At 67.3% G+C, this 22,400-nt stretch carries 19 protein-coding genes; 8 read left to right on the forward strand and 11 right to left on the reverse strand.

Annotated elements, in window-relative coordinates:
• Positions 1-521: 521 nt before the first annotated feature.
• From gltA to ACWTPI_RS13910, 7 genes are all read right to left on the reverse strand, one after another.
• Positions 522-1,823 (reverse strand): citrate synthase, encoded by a 1,302-nt coding sequence (gene gltA, locus ACWTPI_RS13880; RefSeq protein ID WP_029043132.1) that lies wholly within the window; start codon positions 1,821-1,823, stop codon positions 522-524.
• 41 nt (positions 1,824-1,864) lie between these two features.
• Positions 1,865-2,152 carry an FAD assembly factor SdhE gene (locus ACWTPI_RS13885; RefSeq protein ID WP_059411347.1) on the reverse strand — a complete coding sequence of 96 codons (288 nt, stop codon included), beginning with the start codon at positions 2,150-2,152 and terminating at the stop codon, positions 1,865-1,867.
• A gap of 82 nt (positions 2,153-2,234) precedes the next feature.
• Positions 2,235-2,936 carry a succinate dehydrogenase iron-sulfur subunit gene (locus ACWTPI_RS13890; protein WP_020200774.1) on the reverse strand — a complete coding sequence of 234 codons (702 nt, stop codon included), beginning with the start codon at positions 2,934-2,936 and terminating at the stop codon, positions 2,235-2,237.
• Between the two features lie 35 nt (positions 2,937-2,971).
• Positions 2,972-4,750: a succinate dehydrogenase flavoprotein subunit gene (gene sdhA, locus ACWTPI_RS13895; protein WP_454731914.1), complete on the reverse strand. Its 1,779-nt coding sequence runs from the start codon at positions 4,748-4,750 to the stop codon at positions 2,972-2,974.
• Between the two features lie 3 nt (positions 4,751-4,753).
• Positions 4,754-5,119 (reverse strand): succinate dehydrogenase, hydrophobic membrane anchor protein, encoded by a 366-nt coding sequence (sdhD, locus tag ACWTPI_RS13900; protein ID WP_020200776.1) that lies wholly within the window; start codon positions 5,117-5,119, stop codon positions 4,754-4,756.
• A gap of 11 nt (positions 5,120-5,130) precedes the next feature.
• The gene (gene sdhC / locus ACWTPI_RS13905; RefSeq protein ID WP_029043135.1) at positions 5,131-5,541 is read right to left on the reverse strand and encodes a succinate dehydrogenase, cytochrome b556 subunit; all 411 of its coding nucleotides are present in this window, start codon (positions 5,539-5,541) and stop codon (positions 5,131-5,133) included.
• Positions 5,542-5,803: 262 nt separating this feature from the next.
• Positions 5,804-6,625 (reverse strand): GntR family transcriptional regulator, encoded by an 822-nt coding sequence (locus ACWTPI_RS13910; protein ID WP_029043136.1) that lies wholly within the window; start codon positions 6,623-6,625, stop codon positions 5,804-5,806.
• Between the two features lie 340 nt (positions 6,626-6,965).
• Here ACWTPI_RS13910 and ACWTPI_RS13915 point away from each other — a divergent pair, with 340 nt between their 5' ends.
• The 7 genes from ACWTPI_RS13915 (at position 6,966) to ACWTPI_RS13945 (ending at position 16,224) form a co-directional block, all read left to right on the forward strand.
• On the forward strand, positions 6,966-7,949 hold the full coding sequence (locus ACWTPI_RS13915) for a malate dehydrogenase (protein WP_059411346.1): 984 nt from the start codon (positions 6,966-6,968) through the stop codon (positions 7,947-7,949).
• 134 nt (positions 7,950-8,083) lie between these two features.
• Entirely contained in the window at positions 8,084-9,064 is a 981-nt protein-coding gene (locus tag ACWTPI_RS13920; RefSeq protein ID WP_059411345.1) for an HpcH/HpaI aldolase/citrate lyase family protein, read from the forward strand.
• A gap of 301 nt (positions 9,065-9,365) precedes the next feature.
• Positions 9,366-9,920 carry a hypothetical protein gene (locus ACWTPI_RS13925; RefSeq protein WP_020200781.1) on the forward strand — a complete coding sequence of 185 codons (555 nt, stop codon included), beginning with the start codon at positions 9,366-9,368 and terminating at the stop codon, positions 9,918-9,920.
• A 113-nt stretch (positions 9,921-10,033) separates the two neighbouring features.
• Positions 10,034-11,485 carry a bifunctional 2-methylcitrate dehydratase/aconitate hydratase gene (locus ACWTPI_RS13930; protein WP_454731915.1) on the forward strand — a complete coding sequence of 484 codons (1,452 nt, stop codon included), beginning with the start codon at positions 10,034-10,036 and terminating at the stop codon, positions 11,483-11,485.
• A 266-nt stretch (positions 11,486-11,751) separates the two neighbouring features.
• Positions 11,752-14,457 carry an aconitate hydratase AcnA gene (acnA, locus tag ACWTPI_RS13935; protein ID WP_059411343.1) on the forward strand — a complete coding sequence of 902 codons (2,706 nt, stop codon included), beginning with the start codon at positions 11,752-11,754 and terminating at the stop codon, positions 14,455-14,457.
• A gap of 246 nt (positions 14,458-14,703) precedes the next feature.
• The gene (locus ACWTPI_RS13940) at positions 14,704-14,853 is read left to right on the forward strand and encodes a hypothetical protein (RefSeq protein ID WP_020200784.1); all 150 of its coding nucleotides are present in this window, start codon (positions 14,704-14,706) and stop codon (positions 14,851-14,853) included.
• Between the two features lie 168 nt (positions 14,854-15,021).
• The gene (locus ACWTPI_RS13945) at positions 15,022-16,224 is read left to right on the forward strand and encodes a DUF2863 family protein (RefSeq protein ID WP_029043139.1); all 1,203 of its coding nucleotides are present in this window, start codon (positions 15,022-15,024) and stop codon (positions 16,222-16,224) included.
• A 69-nt stretch (positions 16,225-16,293) separates the two neighbouring features.
• On the opposite strand, the gene trmB is transcribed toward ACWTPI_RS13945, so the two are convergent.
• Positions 16,294-16,965: a tRNA (guanine(46)-N(7))-methyltransferase TrmB gene (trmB, locus tag ACWTPI_RS13950; RefSeq protein WP_020200786.1), complete on the reverse strand. Its 672-nt coding sequence runs from the start codon at positions 16,963-16,965 to the stop codon at positions 16,294-16,296.
• A gap of 252 nt (positions 16,966-17,217) precedes the next feature.
• Here trmB and ACWTPI_RS13955 point away from each other — a divergent pair, with 252 nt between their 5' ends.
• Entirely contained in the window at positions 17,218-18,855 is a 1,638-nt protein-coding gene (locus ACWTPI_RS13955; RefSeq protein ID WP_454731916.1) for an ABC transporter substrate-binding protein, read from the forward strand.
• A 37-nt stretch (positions 18,856-18,892) separates the two neighbouring features.
• Here the strand turns inward: ACWTPI_RS13955 and ACWTPI_RS13960 are convergent, their stop codons facing one another.
• From ACWTPI_RS13960 to ACWTPI_RS13970, 3 genes are all read right to left on the reverse strand, one after another.
• Positions 18,893-19,786 (reverse strand): spermidine synthase, encoded by an 894-nt coding sequence (locus tag ACWTPI_RS13960; protein WP_454731917.1) that lies wholly within the window; start codon positions 19,784-19,786, stop codon positions 18,893-18,895.
• A 140-nt stretch (positions 19,787-19,926) separates the two neighbouring features.
• On the reverse strand, positions 19,927-20,682 hold the full coding sequence (locus tag ACWTPI_RS13965; RefSeq protein ID WP_059411340.1) for a tetratricopeptide repeat protein: 756 nt from the start codon (positions 20,680-20,682) through the stop codon (positions 19,927-19,929).
• A 128-nt stretch (positions 20,683-20,810) separates the two neighbouring features.
• A complete protein-coding gene (locus tag ACWTPI_RS13970) occupies positions 20,811-22,355 on the reverse strand; it encodes a methyl-accepting chemotaxis protein (RefSeq protein ID WP_454731918.1) in 1,545 nt (514 codons plus the stop codon).
• Positions 22,356-22,400: the final 45 nt, after the last annotated feature.

Genomic DNA, 22,400 nt, shown 5'->3' on the forward strand with positions numbered 1-22,400 from the left:
AGTGGTCACGGGCTGGTGGCGGCATGACCTGCGCAATCGAACAACACCCGCGAACTACCGCCGAGAAAAACGCCCGAGCGCGGAAGACGGGCCGACGAAGACAATGAACAGCGTATGCGGGGCCCGGCATGTGTCAGCCCCGCGCCGTGGCGAAGGACCTTGGTTCGGAAAGACAACGTGGATGCGTTCTCTATTGCGCAGGTGATTCGCCTGCCCCGCTCGCCGCGGCGCAATCCGGAAGGGTGGCCCGGCTGCTGTCGGCAAAGCAGCCCGCATTATAGGGGCAAATTTCCCGTCCGGCATCAAATCTGCACAATTAATGAGGACCTTAGCGGCTCAACCACGGCACAAATGGCCAGAAATTGCCGGTTTCACCACCTGGGCGGCAATGATTCTCCCGCAATGCACAAAGCGGTGCCGGCCTTGAATGACAAACGCCCCGGCAAGCCGGGGCGTCTGGTATTGCTGCACTGCTTGTGGCGCTGCCGCGGGCGGCCGCGCGGGCCGCCCGCCGCGGAAAATCAGCGCTTGCCGATTTCCGGCACGTCGCGGCTGGCCGCGCCGTTGAACAGCTGGCGCGGACGGCCGATCTTGTATTCCGGATCGGTGATCATCTCTTCCCACTGCGAGATCCAGCCCGGGGTGCGGGCCAGCGCGAAGATGCAGGTAAACAGCGAGGTCGGGATGCCCAGCGCGCGCTGCACGATGCCCGAGTAGAAGTCGACGTTCGGGTACAGCTTGCGGCTGACGAAGTATTCGTCTTCCAGCGCGATCTTTTCCAGCTCCATCGCCAGCTTGAACAGCGGGTCGTTGTGCAGGCCCAGTTCGTTGAGCACTTCGTAGCAGGTTTCGCGCATCAGCTTGGCGCGCGGATCGTAGTTCTTGTACACGCGATGGCCGAAGCCCATCAGGCGCACGCCCGAGTTCTTGTCCTTGACCTGCTTGATGAACTCGGTGATGTTGTCGACGCTGCCGATTTCCTCGAGCATCTTCAGCGCGGCTTCGTTGGCGCCGCCGTGGGCCGGACCCCACAGGCAGGCCACGCCAGCGGCGATGGCGGCGAACGGGTTGGTGCCCGACGAGCCGGCCAGGCGCACGGTCGAGGTCGAGGCGTTCTGCTCGTGGTCGGCGTGCAGGATGAAGATGCGGTCGAGCGCGCGCTCGAGCACCGGATTCACGGTGTACGGTGCGCACGGCGTGCTGAACATCATGCGCATGAAGTTGCCCGAGTAGGACAGGTCATTCTGCGGGTAGACGTACGGCTGGCCGATGTTGTACTTGTAGGCCATCGCGACCAGGGTCGGCATCTTGGCGATCAGGCGGATCGCGGAGATTTCGCGCTGATGCGGATCGTCGATGTCCATCGCGTCGTGGTAGAACGCGCTCATGGCACCCACCAGGCCCGTCAGCACGGCCATCGGGTGGGCATCGCGGCGGAAGCCGCGCAGGAAGAACTGCATCTGCTCGTGAACCATCGTGTGGTTCATCACGGCGTCGACGAACTCTTCCTTCTGCTTGGCGTTGGGCAGCTCGCCCTTGAGCAGCAGGTAGCAGGTTTCCAGGTGATCGCACTTGGTGGCCAGCTGCTCGATCGGGTAGCCGCGGTACAGCAGCTCGCCCTTGTCGCCGTCGATATAGGTGATCTTCGAGTTGCACGAAGCCGTCGACATGAAACCGGGATCGTAAGTGAACTTACCGGTTTGACCGTACAGCTTGCGAATATCGATTACGTCCGGACCTACGGTACCGGTGTAAATCGGCAGCTCAACGCTGGGGGAACCATCGGAAAACGATAGCGTGGCTTTCACATCGGACGGTGTCATGTCGGTTCCTTCAAATGCTTGACTAATGATGTTGACGATACTCAGACCGAACGCAGCAGAGAGATCACATGCCGCATCGGGGGCGTGTCGAGCTCACCGTCCAGCTCCTTGCGGGCAAGCAGCAGGTCCATCAACTCGTTGTCGCCCAGCTCGAACAGCTGGGAGAGCGAGGCCACGTCCTCATCGGACAGGTTTTGCTCGTAACGGTTGAAAAAACGTTCGACGATGATGTCGTTCTCCAGGAGGCCGCGCCGCGCGCGCCAGCGCAATCGCGCACGCCGGTGCGGATCGGCCTGGTGGGAGAAACTGGGGGAAGTACTTTCGCTCATAGGTCCCTACCTACTTCCGGCGCATCGCCCGGGCTGCATGGTGCAGGCCCGGGCTGACGCGCCGCTTACAACCACCGCGCGGTCAGACCGAGCGGCGAACCATCAGCTCCTTGATCTTGCCGATGGCCTTGGTCGGGTTCAGCCCCTTCGGGCAGACGTCGACGCAGTTCATGATGCTGTGGCAGCGGAACAGGCGGTACGGGTCGTTCAGGTCGTCCAGGCGCTGGCCGGTGGCCTGGTCGCGGCTGTCCGCGATGAAGCGGTAGGCCTGCAGCAGGCCGGCCGGGCCGACGAACTTGTCCGGGTTCCACCAGAACGACGGGCACGACGTCGAGCAGCTCGCGCACAGGATGCATTCGTACAGGCCGTCGAGCTCGTCGCGCTCCTCGGGCGACTGCAGGCGCTCTTTCTCGGGCGGCGGCTCGTCGTTGATGAGGTACGGCTTGATCGAATCATACTGCTTGAAGAACTGCGTCATGTCGACGATCAGGTCGCGCACGACCGGCAGGCCGGGCAGCGGGCGCAGCACGATGCGGTCCGGCAGCTCGCGCATGTTGGTCAGGCAGGCCAGGCCGTTCTTGCCATTGATGTTCATGGCGTCCGAACCGCACACGCCTTCGCGGCACGAGCGGCGGAACGAGATCGACTCGTCCAGCTTCTTCAGCTTGACCAGCGCGTCCAGCAGCATGCGCTCGTGACCGTCCAGCTCGACCTCGTAGGTCTGCATGCGGGGTGCCGCATCCTTGTCCGGATCGTAGCGGTAGACTTCGAAAATACGCTTCATTTCTGTGGGTCCTGTTTAGCTCTTCGACGCGGTGCTCAGAAGGTCCGGGCCTTGGGCGGAACGCTTTCCACCGTCAGCGGCTCCATCTTCACCGGCTTGTAGTCGAGGCGATTGCCTTCGCTGTAGAACAGCGTGTGCTTGAGCCAGTTCTGATCGTCGCGATTAGGGAAGTCGCTGTGGGCGTGCGCGCCGCGCGATTCCTTGCGGGCTGCCGCCGAGATCATGGTCGCCTTGGCCACTTCCACCAGGTTGGACACTTCCAGGGCTTCCACCAGCGCGGTGTTGAAGACCTTGGACTTGTCCTTGAGGTGGATGTTGGCGGCGCGCTCGGTCACTTCCAGGATGCGCTCGACGCCTTCGTCCATCAGCTTCTGCGTGCGGAACACGCCGGCATGCGACTGCATGTTCTTGCGGATCTCGTTGGCCACGTCCTGGGTGTACTCGCCCGACGACGACGACTGCAGCTTGGCCAGGCGCGACAGCGCGCGGTCGGCGGCGTCGGCCGGCAGCGGCTTGTGCTCCTTCTGCTTGATCGCGGTCGCGGCGATGTGGTTGCCGGCCGAGCGGCCGAACACCACCAGGTCCAGCAGCGAGTTGGTGCCCAGGCGGTTGGCGCCGTGCACCGACACGCACGAGCATTCGCCGATCGCGTAGAAGCCGTTGATGACCTCGTTGGGGTTGCCGTTCTTCGGCGCCACCACCTGGCCGTGGAGGTTCGTCGGGATGCCGCCCATCTGGTAGTGGATGGTCGGGACCACGGGAATCGGTTCCTTGATCGCGTCGACGTTGGCGAACTTCAGGCCGATTTCACGGATCGACGGCAGGCGCTTCATGATGGTGTCCGCACCGACGTGGGTGAGGTCCAGCAGCACGTAGTCGCCGTTCGGGCCGCAGCCGCGGCCTTCCTTGATTTCCTGGTCCATCGAGCGCGAGACGAAGTCGCGCGGCGCCAGGTCCTTCAGCGTCGGCGCGTAGCGCTCCATGAAGCGCTCGCCGTCCTTGTTGCGCAGGATGCCGCCTTCGCCGCGCACGCCTTCGGTGATCAGCACGCCCGCGCCGGCCACGCCGGTCGGGTGGAACTGCCAGAACTCCATGTCTTCCAGCGGCACGCCCGCGCGCGCCGCCATGCCCAGGCCGTCGCCGGTGTTGATGAAGGCATTGGTGGAAGCGGCGTAGATGCGGCCCGCGCCGCCGGTGGCGAACAGCGTGGTCTTGGCTTCGAGGATGTAGACTTCGCCGGTTTCCATTTCCAGCGCGGTCACGCCCAGCACGTCGCCGTCCTCGTCGCGGATCAGGTCCAGCGCCATCCATTCGACGAAGAAGTGGGTCTTGGCGCGCACGTTGCGCTGGTACAGCGTGTGCAGCAGCGCGTGGCCGGTGCGGTCGGCCGCGGCGCAGGCGCGCTGGACCGGCTTCTCGCCATAGTTCGAGGTATGGCCGCCGAACGGGCGCTGGTAGATGGTGCCGTCGGCGTTGCGGTCGAACGGCATGCCGAAGTGTTCGAGCTCGTAGACCACCTTGGGCGCTTCACGGCACATGAATTCGATCGCGTCCTGGTCGCCCAGCCAATCGGAACCCTTGATGGTGTCGTAGAAGTGATAGTGCCAGTTGTCCTCGCTCATGTTGCCGAGCGAGGCGCCGATGCCGCCCTGCGCCGCGACGGTGTGCGAGCGCGTGGGGAACACCTTGGACAGCACGGCCACGTTCAGGCCGGCTTCCGCGAGCTGGAGGGATGCGCGCATCCCGGCGCCGCCCGCCCCGACGATGACCACGTCGAAACGTCGACGCGGCAATCCAGTCTTGACTGCGACCATTTATTACACCCTCCAGAGAATCTGAGCAGCGTAGCTCGCACAACCGACGAGCCACAAAATCGTAAGAACTTGCAGCACGAGGCGCACGGCCATCGGCTTCACATAGTCCATCCAGATGTCGCGCACGCCGATCCAGGCATGGAACAGCAGCGACAGGATGGTGAGGAACGTGATGACCTTCATCCACTGATTGGAGAAGAGACCCGCCCACGCTTCGTAGGAAGCGCCGTTCGAGAGCAGGAAGGAAATCGCCAGCACGACGGTGAAGACCACCATGATGACCGCGGTGACGCGCTGCAGGAGCCAGTCTTTCAGACCGTAGTGCGCACCGACGACAAGACGCTTGGGACCGATATTATTATTTGCCACCTTGACTCTCCTCAAAACAGGCCGAACAGCTTCAGGCCGAAAATCGCGGTGAGCAACAGGCTGACGACCAGCACGGCGACGGCGGACTTGGCCGAGGCGGGCTTGGTCACGCCGACGTGCACGTCGAGCAGCAGGAAACGGATGCCGGCGCAGAAATGGTGCAGGTAGCCCCAGATCAGGACCAGCAGAACCAGCTTGACGAAGCCGCCGGACAGAAGCGCCGAGAACTTTGCGAAGCTCAGTTCCGAGGTGACGCTTTGCTCGAACAGATAGAGCACGAAAGGAAGGAGGAGGAACATCAGGGCACCGCTCGCGCGATGCAGGATGGACACCTTGCCGGCCCAGGGCAACCTGTAACGCGCTAGCTGCGTGACATGGATGTTCCGGAACTCCGGCCTGGCTTGTTTGACGGCTTCAGCCATGCGAGACCCCATTTTGCGGTAAACAAAAAACGAAACTACTCAATGCCCTGCATGCAAATGAATGCAGTTGGAGCAAATCCACATAATTTTAGCGCCTTTGTTGCGCGGCGCACCAATAATTTTCAGCTATCGCGCACCAACATGGCGTGCCCGACAATCGCACGCGGCTACGCCACGGCGTAATATTTCCCTGCTTCGGCGCAACGGCGGGCAGCCATCATCGCGACGACAGCAATAATCATCCGGGATAACCACTCGGCAGCTAGCTCAAATCGTTCTGATAATAGTGCCGGGTAGTGACATACAAACCGCGCCGGACTTCGACGGGGCGATCGCCGTAGGTGAAGGAGACACGCTCGACGGACAGCAGCGGCGTGCCGGCCTCCACGGACAGCAGGGCGGCGGTGGCGGCATCGGCGGCCACCGCGCGGATCTTTTCCGAGGCCCGGATCATGCGGGTGCCGAACTCGGCCTCGAACAATGCGTACATCGGGCCCTTCCACTCGGTCAGCTTCTCCGCGGTCAGGCCTTTGAAATTGGTGCCCAGCAGCCAGATCTCGTCCAGCACGGTGGGCTCGCCGGAGAAAAACAGCACGCGGCGGATCTGCACCACGCTGTCGCCGGTGCGGATGTCGAGCAGGCGGGCGATCTCGGCCGGGGCGCGCAGGCGCTTGCACTCCAGCACCTGGCTCGCGCCATAGTGCGGCTCGCCCTCATCGGGCACGAGACGCAGGAAACGGAACTTGACGCCATCCTCGTGATGGGTCGTGACGAAGGTGCCCTTGCCCTGGCGGCGCGCCACCAGGTTCTCGGCGGCGAGCTCGTCGATGGCCTTGCGCACGGTGCCCTGGCTGACCTTGTAGCGGGCCGCCAGGTCCATCTCGCTCGGGATCATCTCGCCCGGCTTCCATTCGCCGGACTGCAGGCTCTGGGTGATGAGCGCCTTGATCTGCTGGTAAAGGGGGCTGAACGTGGGCGAAACCGCCGCGACGGGCGATTGCGCTCCGGCGCCGGACGTAGCGGCGCCGTTATCCTGCGCTGCGGCAACGGCAGTACCAACGAGGGGCGTGGGCAGGGATGACATAGCCGAATTTCACCACAAAACGGCGGAGGGCGTCCAGCGCGGCATCAAATGTCTTATGTCTTATATAAGACATATGAATTGACATTGCAGATATGGGCGCCTACACTCCCGCTGGTTTCGACGCCGGCACCGCTCTGGATACGGCACCCCTCTTCGCAGTAGACTTACGCCTTGTCGCACCCCATGACCCGTTGTGGCTCACTCCAGTCGGCATCGCTCCCAGCGCGCCGGCGGACTGCCGCCTGCCGCCGTGGCGACGAACCCGCACCCGGTGACGTCCGGACCACCGTCCGGCGCGACACTGTCCAGTTTCCCCCTCTTTTCGTTTGGAGATGTACTCATGGCTAAAGCCCCAATGCGCGTCGCAGTGACCGGCGCCGCTGGCCAGATCGGCTATTCCCTGCTGTTCCGTATCGCCAACGGCGACATGCTGGGCAAAGACCAGCCGGTCATCCTCCAACTGCTCGACCTCCCGCAAGCCCAGGCCGCCGTCAAGGGCGTCGTGATGGAACTGGAAGACTGCGCGTTCCCGCTGCTGGCAGGCGTGGTGATCACCGATGATCCCAAGGTCGCCTTCAAGGACGCCAACGTGGCCCTGCTGGTCGGCGCCCGCCCGCGCAGCAAGGGCATGGAGCGCAAGGACCTGCTCGAAGCCAACGCCCAGATCTTCACGGTGCAGGGCAAGGCGCTGAACGAAGTCGCCAGCCGCGACATCAAGGTGCTGGTGGTCGGCAACCCGGCCAACACCAACGCCTACATCGCCATGAAGTCGGCGCCGAACCTGCCGCGCGAAAGCTTCACCGCCATGCTGCGCCTCGATCACAACCGCGCGCTGTCGCAGATCGCCGCCAAGATCGGCAAGCCGGTCTCGTCGATCGAGAAGCTGTTCGTGTGGGGCAACCACAGCCCGACCATGTACGCCGACTACCGCTACGCCACCGTCGACGGCCAGAGCGTCAAGGACCTGATCAACGACCACGCCTGGAACAACGACGTGTTCCTGCCGACCGTCGGCAAGCGCGGCGCCGCCATCATCGAGGCGCGCGGCCTGTCGTCGGCCGCCTCGGCCGCCAACGCCGCCATCGACCACGTGCGCGACTGGGTGCTGGGCACCAACGGCAAGATCGTCACGATGGGCATCCCGTCGAACGGCGAGTACGGCATCCCGGCCGACACCATGTTCGGCTACCCGGTGACCACCGCCAACGGCAAGTACGAGATCGTCAAGGGTCTGGAGATCGACGCCTACAGCCAGGAAAAGATCAACATCACCCTGAAGGAACTGGAAGAAGAAAAGGCCGGCGTGCAGCACCTGCTCGGCTGATCCGCTTCAGATCCAGTCCCAGGCAGCGCCGATGACCAGGCCGGAGCCCCGCAACGATTCACGGATCGGCGCGGGCTCCGGCTTTTTTCATGCCCGCGCCGCCCGGCCCTCCCACCTCGAAAAGAATCCATAACGTGCACCCCTCCGAGGTCTTGTTCCAGGGCGAAGCCATTGCGGCCCAACTGCCGGTGTGCGACCACTACGCCGGCAATGAGAAGCTGATGCTGAAATCGCTGGCCCTGCAGCAAGAGCTTGGGCCGGTCTTCGACATCACCCTCGACTGCGAGGACGGCGCCGCCGTCGGCCTCGAGCGCGAGCACGCCGAACTGTGCGCGCGCCTCGTCAACGGCCCGCAGAACCGCTTCAACCGCGTCGGCGTGCGCATCCACGACCCGGCCCACCCGGCCTGGCGCGCCGACGTCGACATCCTGGTCGGCAGCGCCGGCGCGCGCCTGGCCTACGTGGTCGTGCCCAAGGTGGCCGACGTGGTCGAGGTCGCGCGCGTGACCGACCACGTCAACCAGGTGGCGCGCGCCGCCGGCATTGCCCGCCACATCCCGATTCATGTGCTGATCGAGACACACGCGGCGCTCGAGCAGGTCTTCGACATCGCCCGCCTGGTGCAGGTCGAATGCCTGAGCTTCGGCCTGATGGATTTCGTCTCGGCCCACCACGGCGCGATCCCGGGCGAGGCCATGCGCTCGCCGCAGCAGTTCGAGCACCCGCTGATCCGGCGCGCCATGCTGGAGATCTCCGCCGCCTGCCACCGCTACGGCAAGGTGCCCTCGCACAACGTCAGCACCGACATCGCCCAGCCCGAGCGCGCCGGCGAGGACGCCCTGCGCGCGCGCGCCGAATTCGGCTACCTGCGCAAGTGGAGCATCCACCCGAGCCAGATCGGGCCGATCGTGGCGGCCTTCCGCCCGAGCGGCGCGGAGATCGGCACGGCCAGCGAGATCCTGCTGGCCGCCTACGAAAACAACTGGGCGCCGATCCGGCACCAGGGCCAGCTCCACGACCGCGCCAGCTACCGCTATTACTGGTCGCTGCTGCAGCGCGCCCACGCCACCGGCGCGCGTCTGCCGGGCACGGTGCTGGACTGCTTCTTTCCATGACCGCGGCGGCCCGCCCGCCAGACCGCCGACCGCCCCGCCAACAGACAGGAGACGCGATGCCAGAGCAGCAGCCCGCCCCGCGGCAACCCCGAAGCCCAAGAAATCCGTCGCCCTGTCGGGCGTGGCCGCCGGCAACGCCGCGCTGTGCACGGCAAGGCGCGTGCGGCGGCGGAATTGTGTAACCAATGGAAGGTGTGCTTCGCCCGGACTTTCAAATCGTAGAGAATAGCGGCGGATATGTGGCTGCCGGCCCCTGGCCCCCGTCACCCACCTTTGACCCAACCATGAAGGAACCCACAGAATGAAGCATCTCGTCCTCGCCGCCTGCATCGGCGCCTTTTCGCTGACCTCCGCCGGCGTTGCGATGGCCCAGGAACCGGCCAAGAAGGCCGCTCCCGCCAAGAAGGCGCCCGCCCACAAGGCCGCCCCCAAGAAGAAGGCAACCGTCGCTGCCAAGGAAGTCCCGGCCGTGCCGGCCGGCGAGAAATGGCAGTGCGAACTGGGCCACTCCCTCTACATCAGCGGCAACATGCTGCGCGACGAAGTCATCGCCGTGAACTGGGAAGGCAAGGAATACCGCCTGCCGCGCCAGTCCACCGTGACCGGCGCCGACCGCTATTTCGACGCCCGCTCCGGCATGGACCTGGTGGTGATCCCGAGCAAGGCCATGCTGTTCAACAAGAACGCCGGCCAGCGCCTGGCCGACGAATGCCAGACCGCCGACATGCTGGCCGGCGGCTCCGCCCCGACCCAGGCCGGCGCACTGCGCGCGCCGGTGGCCACGCCGCTGCTGGTGGCGCCGCCGTCCGCGCCGGCCACCGCCGAGGCCGGCCAGCCCGCCACCGCGCAGAAGTGACGCCGCGCGACGCCGCCGCGCGGGCGTCGCACCGGCATCGCGGAGCATCAGTCATCGGTAGTATCGGAAAGGCATAAAAAGGCACCAGGCAGCACAAATTCCCGAGGGGACCCATGTCTGCACCTATTGCGAACGTCCGGCCAGAGCCCGATCAGGTACTGGCCGACATCGTCGACTACGTGACCGGCTACCAGATCAAGAGCGCGCTGGCCTTCGACACGGCCCGCAACTGCCTGATCGACACCCTCGGCTGCGGCCTGGAAGCCTTGTCCTACCCCGCCTGCACCAAGCTGCTGGGCCCCATCGTGCCGGGCACGGTGGTGCCCAACGGCGCCCGGGTGCCGGGCACCCAGTTCCAGCTCGACCCGGTACAGGCCGCCTTCAGCATCGGCGCCATGATCCGCTGGCTCGACTTCAACGACACCTGGCTGGCCGCCGAATGGGGCCACCCGTCGGACAACCTCGGCGGCATCCTCGCCACGGCCGACTGGCTGTCGCGCAACCACGTGGCCGCCGGCCGCAAGCCGCTGGCCATGAAGCAGGTGCTCGCGGCCATGATCAAGGCCCACGAGATCCAGGGCTGCATCGCGCTGGAAAACTCGTTCAACAAGGTCGGCCTGGACCACGTGGTGCTGGTCAAGGTGGCCTCCACCGCCGTGGTCGCGCACATGCTGGGCCTGGCGCGCGAGGAGATCATCAACGCGGTCTCGCTGGCGTGGGTCGACGGCCAGTCGCTGCGCACCTACCGCCACGCCCCCAACACCGGCAGCCGCAAGAGCTGGGCCGCCGGCGACGCCACCAGCCGCGCCGTGCGCCTGGCCCTGATGGCCCGCACCGGCGAGATGGGCTACCCCTCGGTGCTCACCGCCCGGGGCTGGGGCTTCTACGACGTGCTGTTCAAGGGCCAGCCGTTGCGCTTCCAGCGCCCCTACGGCACCTACGTGATGGAGAACGTGCTGTTCAAGATCGCCTACCCGGCGGAATTCCACGCGCAGACCGCGGTGGAGGCGGCCATGACCCTGCACGGCCGGCTCGCCGCCGCCGGCAGGACGGCCGCCGACATCCGGCGCATCACCATTCGCACCCACGAAGCCTGCATCCGCATCATCGACAAGACCGGCCCGCTGGCCAACCCGGCCGACCGCGACCACTGCATCCAGTACATGGTCGCCGTGCCGCTGCTGTTCGGCCGCCTGACCGCCGGCGACTACGAGGACCGCATCGCCGCCGACCCGCGCATCGACGCGCTGCGCGCCAAGATCGCCTGCGTGGAAGACCCCGCCTTCACCGCCGACTACCACGACCCCGACAAGCGCGCGATCGCCAACGGGCTGACCGTGGAGCTGAACGACGGCACGGTGCTGCCCGAAGTGCTGGCGACCTACCCGCTCGGCCACCGGCGCCGCCGCGCAGAGGGCATCCCGCTGCTGGTGGAGAAGTTCAGGACCAACCTCGCGCGCCGCTTCCCGGAGCGCCAGCAGCAGGCCATCCTGGCGGTGTCGCTGGACCAGGCGCGCCTGGAGGCGATGCCGGTCCACGAGTACGTGGATCTGTACGTCATCTGAGCACCGCGGGCGCGCGCCGGGCGCCGGCTTGCCCTACAATCGACGCGGTGCAAACGTTGGCCTGGCCTCGTCTGCGCAAGACAGCATGCGGTGGCCGGCAATAGAATCGGCAGCACGGCCGGCGGCACGATCGGGGAAACAGGGAAGCAGAGAAGCAAGAAAAAAAGCAGCAGGCATCAGCATGGCGCCCCCGCCGGCGGCCGCAGCACGAATGACGGATTTACGAATCAAGCCAGTCCGCACCATCTTTCGAATGGAGTAAGGCAATGCCCCACAATCTCAATAAGACTCTGAAAGAATTCAAGATCAGCCCGGGCCTCAAGGGCCAGTACTATTCCCTGCCGCAACTGGGCAAGGCGCTCGGCGTGGCCATCGAACGCCTGCCGGTATCGATCCGCGTGGTGCTCGAATCGGTGCTGCGCAACTGCGACGGCAAGAAAGTCACCGAGGAACACGTCAGGCAGCTCGCCAGCTGGAAGCCGGTGGCCGAGCGCGTGGACGAGATCCCGTTCGTGGTGGCGCGCGTGGTGCTGCAGGACTTCACCGGCGTGCCGCTGCTGGCCGACCTGGCCGCCATGCGCAACGTGGCCGAGAAGATGGGCAAGAACCCCAAGAAGATCGAGCCGCTGGTGCCGGTGGACCTGGTGGTCGACCACTCCGTGCAGATCGACCACTTCCGCGAGAAGAAGGCGCTCGACCTCAACATGCAGCTGGAATTCCAGCGCAACAACGAGCGCTACCAGTTCATGAAGTGGGGCATGCAGGCGTTCGACACCTTCGGCGTGGTGCAGCCGGGCTTCGGCATCGTGCACCAGGTCAACCTCGAATACCTGGCGCGCGGCGTGCACAAGAAGGACGGCGTGTACTACCCGGACACCCTGGTCGGCACCGACAGCCACACCACCATGATCAACGGCATCGGCGTGGTCGGCTGGGGCGTGGGCGGCATCGAGGCGGAAGCCGGCATGCTGGGCCAGCCGGTCTATTTCCTGACGCCGGACGTGGTCGGCGTGGAGCTCAAGGGCCGCCTGCGCGAAGGCGTCACGGCCACCGACCTGGTGCTCACCATCACCGAGATGCTGCGCCGCGAAAAGGTGGTCGGCAAGTTCGTCGAGTTCTTCGGCGAGGGCACCGCCAGCCTGGCGCTGCCGGACCGCGCCACCATCGGCAACATGGCGCCCGAGTACGGCGCCACGATGGGTTTCTTCCCGGTCGACGAGAAGACCATCGACTACTTCAAGGGCACCGGCCGCACGGCCGAGGAGATCGCCGCGTTCGAGGGCTATTTCCGCGCCCAGGAGATGTTCGGCGTGCCCAAGGCCGGCGACATCGACTACACCAAGGTGCTCACGCTCGACCTCGGCAGCGTGACCCCCTCGCTGGCCGGCCCGAAGCGCCCGCAGGACCGCATCGAGATCGGCAGCGTCAAGGCCACCTTCGCCTCGCTGTTCGCCAAGCCGGTGGCCGAGAACGGCTTCAACAAGGACATCGCCGAGCTGGACAAGACCTACACCACGAGCAACGGCGTCGACGTGAAGAACGGCGACGTGCTGATCGCCGCCATCACCTCCTGCACCAACACCTCCAACCCGAGTGTGCTGCTGGCCGCGGGCCTGCTGGCCAAGAAGGCGGTGGAAGCCGGCCTCAAGGTGGCGCCGCACATCAAGACCTCGCTCGCCCCCGGCAGCCGCGTGGTGACGGAATACCTGCAGGCCACCGGCCTGCTGCCGTACCTGGAAAAGCTGGGCTTCGGCGTGACCGCCTACGGCTGCACCACCTGCATCGGCAACGCCGGCGACCTCACGCCGGAACTGAACGAGGCCATCACCAAGAACGACCTCGTGGCCGCCGCGGTGCTGTCCGGCAACCGCAACTTCGAGGCGCGCATCCACCCGAACATCCGCGCCAACTTCCTGGCCTCGCCGCCGCTGGTGGTGGCCTACGCCATCGCCGGCAACGTCACGCGCGACCTGATGACCGAGCCGGTCGGCACCGGCAAGGGCGGCCGCGAGATCTACCTGGGCGACATCTGGCCGAGCTCGGAGGAAATCCACGCCCTGCTCAAGTTCGCCATGAACGCCGACGTGTTCCGCACCAACTACGAGCAGGTCAAGAAGCCGAGCAAGCTGTGGGCCAAGGTCAAGGGCACCAAGGGCCAGGTCTACGACTGGCCCGCGTCCACCTACATCGCCGAGCCGCCCTTCTTCCAGGACTTCGGCATGGAGCCGGCCGCGACCCAGGCGAGCGTGCGCAACGCGCGCGCGCTCGGCGTGTTCGGCGACTCCGTGACCACCGACCACATCTCGCCGGCCGGCTCGATCAAGGAATCCTCGCCCGCGGGCAAGTACCTGCAGGCCAACGGCGTGCTCAAGGCGGACTTCAACAGCTACGGCTCGCGCCGCGGCAACCATGAAGTCATGATGCGCGGCACCTTCGCCAACGTGCGCATCAAGAACCTGATGCTGCCGGTCAAGCCCGACGGCTCGCGCGTGGAAGGCGGCGTCACGCTGCATCAGCCTTCCGGCGAGGAAATGTCGATCTACGACGCCGCCATGCAATACATCGCCGAAGGCACGCCCACCGTGGTGTTCGGCGGCGAGGAATACGGCACCGGCTCGTCGCGCGACTGGGCGGCCAAGGGCACGCAGCTGCTCGGCGTCAAGGCCGTGATCACGCGCAGCTTCGAGCGCATCCACCGCTCCAACCTGGTCGGCATGGGCGTGCTGCCGTTGCAGTTCAAGGGCAACGACAGCGTGCAGACGCTCGGCATCATCGGCAACGAGACCTTCGACATCGAAGGCATCGAGGGCGAACTGAAGCCGCAGCAGGACGTCACGCTGGTGATCAAGCGCGTCAACGGCGACGTGCAGCGCGTGCCGGTGCTGCTGCGCATCGACACCCCGATCGAGGTCGACTACTACAACCACGGCGGCATCCTGCCGTTCGTGCTGCGCCAGCTGCTGGCCGCCTGAGCGGACGGCCCCCCTCGCGGGGCTTGCCGGCAGGGTCCGAAGCCGCTGGCCGCGCCTCCTCCGGGAGGTACGCGGCCAGCGGCTTTTTCGTTCCCGAAAGCGCAGCAGGCGCCGCCTGGCGGATGGCGGCCCGGCCGCCGGCCTGTGTAAGTTCCACGCAAGCCTGCGCTGCGACACTGCCATCAACAACAAGAAAGCACCGCGCGCGCGGCGGCTTCCGACACGCATCCCATCCCGGAGACAAACATGGCAAAGATCTTCATCGCATTCGTCGTCATCGCCGGCGCGGCGCTCTACCTGCTCACCAAGGGCGGCGGCGACATCTCCATCGGCGGCGAGCAGCACAGCGTGGAAAGCCACGCGCCCGAAACCCCGCAGCCGCCCGCGCAGAAATAGGCGGCATCGGGACCGGCATCCCGGCGCATATCGGGCCGGATGCCCGGCCGGCGCGCGGGCGGCACTGCCCCGCCCGCGCCCGGCGGCGCCCATGCGGCGGCGCACGCCATGTTTTGTCAACGTAGCGAGTAGAATACCGTTTTACCGAAAAACGGATGATCTCGACTTATGGCAGGTTTTCGCCCCAAGGCTTCCCAACGTCTTTCGCCTGACGCCGAGCGTCTGGTGGCCGATGCGCTCGCGCTCGATGCCTCGGGCAGCCGCATGGAGGACGGGTACTGGGAGCGGCGGCTCTCGCAACGCCTGGGCCGGCTGCTGAAGAACGGCAGCCAGTCCGCGCTCGACGCGGCGCTCGAACACCTGTTCAAGCACAACGCCGACGCCTCCGACGTGCTGGCCGAGCAAGCCGAGACCCTGGCCGAATCCGCCACCGTCGACATCGACGGTGTCAGCTACGACGCCCTGCTGATCGCCGCGCCCATCCTCGCCCACACGCGCTACGCCATTCCCTCGGGCGCGCTCAAGCCCGAGCTGGCGCAGACGCTGTCGGTGCACCTGCAGGCGCACGTGCTGGCCGCGGGCACGCGCATGGCGCTCTCGCCCTACCTGTACAGCATCGACCAGCTCCCGCGCACGCACAGCGACACCTTCGCGCTGACCTACAAGCTGGTGTCGGCGGCGATGTCCGGCGCCACGCCCAAGGTCGACCTGCGCGACCTGCCGGAAACCGCGCCGATCCTGGCCGACCCGCGCTACCTGCTGGCGGTGGTGGTGGCGCCGCACGAGCAGGCCCTGTTCCGCTGGCAGGAAGACGCCAAGGACCACCACGCCGAGCGCTCGATGTGCCTCGAGCAATGGCGCACCCAGGTGCAGCCGTCGATCGCGCTGCTGCTGCCGGGCTGCGAGTTCGAGCTGCTGCTGCCGGACGCCTTCTTCCTGTCCTGCCGCGAATCGGACAAGAGCATCCGCCCGCTCACCGTGCGCGCGGCGGTCAACTACCTGTGCGGCACGCTCGACGTGCCCGCCGGCCAGATGGCCGCGGTGGTGGCCGCCTTCGGCGAGGAAGAGGTCGAGGAATACCGCGTCGGCTTCACCATGCGCGGCGAGAAGGACGTGATCTACGGCATCGTCTGGCCGGTCTACGGCCGCGAGTCCGGCGAGATCGACGCCACCGACAAGGACAACCCGCTCGAGCAGATCTGCGAGGAGCTGCGCAATGCCGGCGTGGAAGACATCTTCCGCCACGCCGCGCTGTTCGACCCCGAGTATTGCGAAGACTGCGGCACGCCGCTCTACGCCGACCGCTCGGGCGAGATCGTGCACGCCGAACTGCCCGAGGACGCGCCGACGCAGCAGCCGCTGTTCCACTGAGCGCGCCCCTTCCCCACTCGCTCGCCGACGGCCCGCCTTGCGCGGGCCGTTTTCGTTGACGGGGGCCGGTCAGGCCGGCGGCGGGCTCACGCAGCGCCACAGCGCGTGGCCCGAGGCCGCGTACTTGCGCTCGAACGGCGTGATGGCCTCGGCCGGCCGCCACGGCTCGACCGCCGCCGGCCGCCCCACCAGCGCCAGCGCCTGGGCGAACTCGTCGATGTAGACCTGCCAGTTGCTGCGGCACTCCAGGTAGCCGCCGCAGGCGGCCAGCGCCGGGAACACCGCGTGGCCCTGCCAGCGCCGCCCGAGGTGGCCGATCTTGGGCCACGGATTGGGATAGAGCACGTAATGGCGCGCCACCGGCACATGTTCGGCCTGCAGCAGGCGCCAGACGTCGACGAGGTCGGCCCGCGCCCAGGTGAAGTTGGCGGGCAGCGGCCCGTCCCACCAGTCCTTGCCGCCGGCCAGCCGCTTCTCGGACTGGTCCACGCCGATCACGAAGTGGTCCGGAAACGCCGTGGCCAGCCGCAGCGTGCTCTCGCCCACGCCGCAGCCGGCGTCGAGGATCAGCGGCGCGGCCCCGGCGCGCTGCCATTGCTGCAGCGCAAGATCGAGCGCGCGCCGGCTCGGCTCGCCGATCGGCTTGCGGAACGGCTCGGCGAGGTGGCGGGCCACGCGCGCGGCGAGATGGTCGTGGACATCGGCCTGGGCCGAGGTGATGGTGCGGGAATTGGCGAACATGGGCGCGATTCTACCGGCTGGCCGCCGCGCCGGTGGACAGGCGCGGCGCCGGCGGCGAGCATGAGGACATGCCGCGGCTATCGCACGCCGATGTCGTTTTGGCGGCACAATGCGGGCAGCCGGGTCGGCCGCACGCCCGCTCGCCGCCTCGCCGCGGGTGGCGCCGCGTGCCGGCCACCCCCTTCTGAGAACCCGCCGCCGCCCGCCCGTGCCCACGCGCGGAGCGCGCGGCCCGTGCTAGGAGCGCATCCCATGACCGCCAACCACCGCCTCCCCCAACCCGCCCGCCATCCGGCGGCCCCGGCGCCGCGCCGCGCGCTGCTGCAAGCCGCCACGGCGCTGGTGCTCGGCGCCGCCGCGCTGCTGATGCTGCCCGCCGGCGCGGCCCGGGCTGAGGACCTGCGCATCGGCCTGTCCGCCGACGTGACCTCGATGGACCCGCAGTGGAACAACTCGGGCCCCAACAACGCCATCGCGCTGCATATCTTCGAGTCGCTGGTGTTCATGGACAAGAACGCCCGCTACATTCCCGGGCTGGCGCTGTCGTGGAAGCCGGTCAACGCCATCACCTGGGAGATCAAGCTGCGCCCCAACGTGAAATGGCACGACGGCACGCCGTTTACCAGCGAGGACGTCAAGGCCTCGCTCGAGCGCCCCGAGAAACTGGTCAACAGCCCCGGCTCGTTTACCAGCTACACCAAGCCGATCGCGCGCATCGACACGCCCGACCCGCTCACCGTGCGCCTGACCATGAGCGTGCCCAACTACGCCAACCTCGCCAACGACCTCAACAGCGTGCCGATCATGCCGAAGAAGGTGGCGGCCACGCTGAGCCAGGCCGACTTCGACTCCGGCAAGGCCATGATCGGCACCGGGCCGTTCAAGTTCGTGCGCTTCGCGCGCGGCCAGGAAATCGTGATGGCGAAGAACCCCGACTACTGGGGGCCCAAGCCGGAATGGGACCGCGCCATCTTCCGCATCCTCACCGACAACGGCGCGCGCAGCGCGGCGCTGCTGGCCGGCGACGTGGACGTGATCGAAAGCGTGCCCTCGGCCGACGTCGCCAGGCTCAGGCAGAACCCCAAGTTCCGCATCGAGCAGCAGGTCTCGTGGCGCACCATCTTCTGGCAGATGGACCAGTCGCGCGACAACCCGCCGTTCGTCACCGACAAGGCCGGCAAGCCGCTTGGCAAGAACCCGTTCAAGGACGCGCGCGTGCGCGCCGCGATCAGCCACGCCCTGAACCGCGACGCCATCGTCAGCCGCATCATGGAAGGGCTGGCGGTGCCGGCCTCGTCGATCGTCTCGCCGCAGATCTTCGGCCATCCGGGCACCAAGCCCGACGCCTACGATCCCGAAGGCGCCAGGAAGCTGCTGGCCGCGGCCGGCTACCCGGACGGCTTCGGCCTCACGCTGCACGCCACCAACAACCGCTACCTGAACGACGCCGCCGTGGCGCAGGCCACCGCCAGCATGCTCACGCGCATCGGCATCCAGACCAAGGTGGAAACGCTGCCCGTGGCGGCCTACTTCACGCGCGCGCGCCAGGGCGACTTCGCCTTCGAGATGCTGGGCTGGGGCTCGGCCGCGGCCGACGTGGCGCTGCGCTCGATCACCGGCACGCCCAACGCCAAGACCGGCTACGGCACCTGGAACTGGGGCAAGTACGGCAACGCGCAGCTCGACCAGCTGATCGAGAAATCGCTCACCACCGTGAGCAGCGACAAGGCGCGCGAGGAAAACGCCCGCGCCGCGGCCCGGTTCGCGCTGGCCGACCATGCCATCATCCCGTCGCACAGCCAGCTGGCGATGTGGGCGATGCGCAAGGACCTGAAGTACGAGGCGCGCACCGACGAGTGGTCGCTGGCGCAGTTCTTCCACAAGCAGTAGGCCGCAGGCGGGCGATGCCCGCCGGAGCGGCCGGGGTTCAGATCTTCAGCCGCTCTTCCTGGCGGGCGTTGGCCGCCCGCAATCCCTTCACCCACGCGCGCGCCGGCAGGCCGGTCGCTTCCTCGACCACCTTCGCGCGCAGCGCCAGCACTTCCCACGACACGTCGATCGCGGGGCCGTTGAAGGCCAGCGCGATCACGTTGCCGTCGTGCACTTCCGGGAACACCAGCACGCGGTCGTCGAAGGCCTCGCAGATGCGCACGATGTTCTTGGGGAAGCTGTCGTGGTCGCCGAACAGGTTGATGGTCATCACACCGGGCGCCTTGAGCACGCGGCGGCACGCCTTGTAGAACGCCGTGGTGTCGAGCACCGGGCCGCGCGCGGTGGCATCGTAGAGATCGACCTGCAGCACGTCGAGCGCCGCGGTGTGCGCGCTGTCCATCACGTAGTCCCAGGCATCCTGCTCGCGCACGGTCAGGCGCGCGTCGTCCTCGCGCAGGCCGAACATGCTGCGCCCGGCCACGATCACGGCCGGGTTCAGCTCCACCGCGGTGACGCGCGCGCGGCTGAACTGGCGGTGGCAGAACTTGGTCAGAGCCGCCGCGCCCAGGCCCAGCTGCGCGACGTGGAAGTCCGGCGCCGACGGCGACAGGAACAGCAGCCACGCCATCATCTGCTGGGCGTATTCCAGCTCGATGGCGTCGGGCTTGCGCAGGCGCATCGCGCCCTGCACCCACTCGGTGCCGAAGTGCAGATAGCGCACGCCGTCCATCTCGGAGAACGTCACCGGCGCGAAGCGCGGGGTCATGCGCTTTTCCTCGCGCGCCTTGCGCTCGTTGCGCTCGCTGCGTTCATTGCGTTCGGCGCGCTCGCCGCGCGCGGGGCGGCGCGAGGCCACGGCTTCGATGGATTTGCGTTTCAGGAGGGTCATGTCGGTCCAGGGAAATGCGGAATGCGATGCGGAATGCGGAATGCGAACAGGCGCGCCGCCCGGGCGGGACGCGGCACCGGACGACCAGGAATCGGAGACGGCGCGGAAACGGCTGCCAAGCGGCCGCCAAACGGCCGCCGTCAGGACTTGCCGAGCGCGCCCTGCGCGCGTTGCAGCCATTCGCGGTTGTGCTCGCGCGCGTGGCGCGGCCAGTGCTTGCCGTCGTGCACGATGTCGGCGTACAGCGCCCGGGCGCGCTCGCGGTCGGCCGCGTCCGGGCGCGCGCCCAGCCAGTCGGCGAACAGGCAGCGCGCGGCGGCGTCGCTGGCGCAGGCCAGCGCCTGCTCGAACGCGGCGCGCGTGCCGGGCGCGTCGGCCGCGGCCAGCGCGCGCGCATACAGCAAAGCCGGATCGGCCTGCTGGCGCGCCTGCGGCTGGGCCTCGAACAGGCGCTCCAGCGTGCCGGCGGCGGCGGCATGGCCGCCGGTGGCGAACTGCGCGCGGGCCAGGCCCAGCAGCAGCGCGGGGTCGCTGGCGAAGGGGCCGCTGGCGGCGGCCTCGTAGTGCTGCAGCGCCTCCTTGGGCTCGTCCGCGTCCAGCAATGCCGCGCCCAGGCGCATGCGGTGATCCACCGTCGGCGCGCGGTCGAACGCGGCGCGCGCCTCGCGCACGGCGCGGTTGGGGTCCACCAGTTGCCCGATGGCGCGCGTGGCGGCGCGCGCGCCGCGCGTCTGGCGCAGCGCCGGCAGGTAGATGGCGAAGAAATACACCACGCTGCCCAGCCCGGGGAACAGGAACAAGATCAGCAGCCAGTACATGTTCTGCTGGGTGCGCACCGCGTGGACGGCAAAATACAGCGCCACGATGACGTGGAAACCAATTCCGAGATAGGGCATCGTCCTTCAATCCTGTATGGCACGCGCCGGCGGGCGGGCCGCCGGCGCTCACAGGCAGGATTGTGACAGATGCGCGCGGCGCGGCCGGAAGACGGCCCGGCAAAGGCCGTGAGCGTGCGCCGCCGCCGTCAGCGGAACACGCTCACGGCCTCGACCAGGCGCGTCGCCTGCTGCTTCAGGCTCTCGGCCGCCGCCGCGCTCTGCTCGACCAGGGCCGCGTTCTGGTGGGTGATGTGGTCGAGATCGCTGACCGCGCTGCCGACCTGGGAGATGCCGCTGATCTGCTCGGCGGTGGCCGCGCTGATCTCGGCGATCAGGTCCGATACCCGCTTCACCTGGGCCACGATGTCCTCCATCGTGCGTCCGGCGTCGTCCACCAGCCTGGCGCCGGACTCGACGTTGTGGACGCTGACGTCGATCAGCCCCTTGATCTCCTTGGCGGCGTTGGCGCTGCGCTGCGCCAGGCCGCGCACCTCGCCCGCCACCACGGCGAAGCCGCGGCCCTGCTCGCCCGCGCGCGCCGCCTCCACCGCCGCGTTGAGCGCCAGGATGTTGGTCTGGAAGGCGATGCCGTCGATCACGCCGATGATGTCGGCGATCATCTTCGAGCTCCGCGTGATCTCGCTCATGGTCGCGATCACTTCGGAGACCGCGCGCCCGCCCTTCGACGCCGCGTCGCTGGCCGAGCCCGACAACGCGTTGGCCTGGGAAGCGGTCCCGGCATTGCTCTTCACCGTCGCCGTCATCTCGGTCATCGACGACGCCGTTTCCTGCACGCTCGACGCCGCGTGCTCGGTGCGGGCGCTGAGATCGATGTTGCCGCGCGCGATCTCGTTGCTGGCGGTCTGCACGTTGATCACCTGCTCGCTGACGTCGTCGACCAGCCAGCGGAACATCAGGCCAAGCTGGCTGATCGTGCGCAAGGTCATGCCGATCTCATCGACGCGATTCATGTGGACCGCCTTCTGGCTCTCGCCCGAGGCAACCCGCAAGGCCTGCTCCCGGACCGCTTCGAGCGGTCTCGATATCTGCGCTTCGAGGCACCACGAAGCCAGCAGCAGCGCCAGCGCGGCCATCCCGGCAAACCCGCCCAGCATGGCGCCGGCCAGCCCCGCGCCCCAGGCGCAGGCGGCCATGACCGGCAGCAGCGCGAACAGCGCCAGGCGGATGCGCCAGCGCACCGGCATGACCTGCGCGAGCGAGGTCCAGCCCATCAGGCCGGTGCGCACGACCAGCCCCTTGTGGATCTTGCGGTTGCCGGCCTTGCCTTCGCGCAGATCGCGATAAAGCGCCTCGGTGGCCGCGATCTCCTCGCGCGAGGCCTTGGTGCGCACCGACATGTAGCCGACCTGCCGCCCGTTGCGCACCACCGGCGTGGCGTTGGCCCGCACCCAGTAGTGGTCGCCGTTCTTGCGCCGGTTCTTCACCAGGGCGGTCCAGGGCTCGCCGCCCTTGAGCGTGGCCCACATGTCGGCAAAGGCGGCTTCCGGCATGTCGGGGTGGCGCACCAGGTTGTGGGGCTGGCCCTGGATCTCCTCCCGCGAGAAGCCGCTGACCTCGACGAACGCGGCGTTGGCATAGGTCACGCGGCTCTGCGTGTCCGTGGTGGACATGAGCGTGGCGTTGTCGGGAAACTCGAACTCCTGCTGCGTCACCGGCTGGTTGTTGCGCATGACACTCCTCCTCTTGTGGGATCGATGGGGGCATGGCTTGTCATC

Source organism: Cupriavidus ulmosensis (assembly GCF_977008105.1).

Excerpts from the sequence above, each read along its gene's own strand:
- gltA (WP_029043132.1), bottom strand. The coding sequence starts at position 1,823 with ATGACACCGTCCGATGTGAAAGCCACGCTATCGTTTTCCGATGGTTCC.
- ACWTPI_RS13885 (WP_059411347.1), bottom strand. The coding sequence starts at position 2,152 with ATGAGCGAAAGTACTTCCCCCAGTTTCTCCCACCAGGCCGATCCGCAC.
- ACWTPI_RS13890 (WP_020200774.1), bottom strand. The coding sequence starts at position 2,936 with ATGAAGCGTATTTTCGAAGTCTACCGCTACGATCCGGACAAGGATGCG.
- sdhA (WP_454731914.1), bottom strand. The coding sequence starts at position 4,750 with ATGGTCGCAGTCAAGACTGGATTGCCGCGTCGACGTTTCGACGTGGTC.
- sdhC (WP_029043135.1), bottom strand. The coding sequence starts at position 5,541 with ATGGCTGAAGCCGTCAAACAAGCCAGGCCGGAGTTCCGGAACATCCAT.
- ACWTPI_RS13910 (WP_029043136.1), bottom strand. The coding sequence starts at position 6,625 with ATGTCATCCCTGCCCACGCCCCTCGTTGGTACTGCCGTTGCCGCAGCG.
- ACWTPI_RS13915 (WP_059411346.1), top strand. The coding sequence starts at position 6,966 with ATGGCTAAAGCCCCAATGCGCGTCGCAGTGACCGGCGCCGCTGGCCAG.
- ACWTPI_RS13925 (WP_020200781.1), top strand. The coding sequence starts at position 9,366 with ATGAAGCATCTCGTCCTCGCCGCCTGCATCGGCGCCTTTTCGCTGACC.
- ACWTPI_RS13930 (WP_454731915.1), top strand. The coding sequence starts at position 10,034 with ATGTCTGCACCTATTGCGAACGTCCGGCCAGAGCCCGATCAGGTACTG.
- acnA (WP_059411343.1), top strand. The coding sequence starts at position 11,752 with ATGCCCCACAATCTCAATAAGACTCTGAAAGAATTCAAGATCAGCCCG.
- ACWTPI_RS13940 (WP_020200784.1), top strand. The coding sequence starts at position 14,704 with ATGGCAAAGATCTTCATCGCATTCGTCGTCATCGCCGGCGCGGCGCTC.
- ACWTPI_RS13945 (WP_029043139.1), top strand. The coding sequence starts at position 15,022 with ATGGCAGGTTTTCGCCCCAAGGCTTCCCAACGTCTTTCGCCTGACGCC.
- trmB (WP_020200786.1), bottom strand. The coding sequence starts at position 16,965 with ATGTTCGCCAATTCCCGCACCATCACCTCGGCCCAGGCCGATGTCCAC.
- ACWTPI_RS13955 (WP_454731916.1), top strand. The coding sequence starts at position 17,218 with ATGACCGCCAACCACCGCCTCCCCCAACCCGCCCGCCATCCGGCGGCC.
- ACWTPI_RS13960 (WP_454731917.1), bottom strand. The coding sequence starts at position 19,786 with ATGACCCTCCTGAAACGCAAATCCATCGAAGCCGTGGCCTCGCGCCGC.
- ACWTPI_RS13965 (WP_059411340.1), bottom strand. The coding sequence starts at position 20,682 with ATGCCCTATCTCGGAATTGGTTTCCACGTCATCGTGGCGCTGTATTTT.
- ACWTPI_RS13970 (WP_454731918.1), bottom strand. The coding sequence starts at position 22,355 with ATGCGCAACAACCAGCCGGTGACGCAGCAGGAGTTCGAGTTTCCCGAC.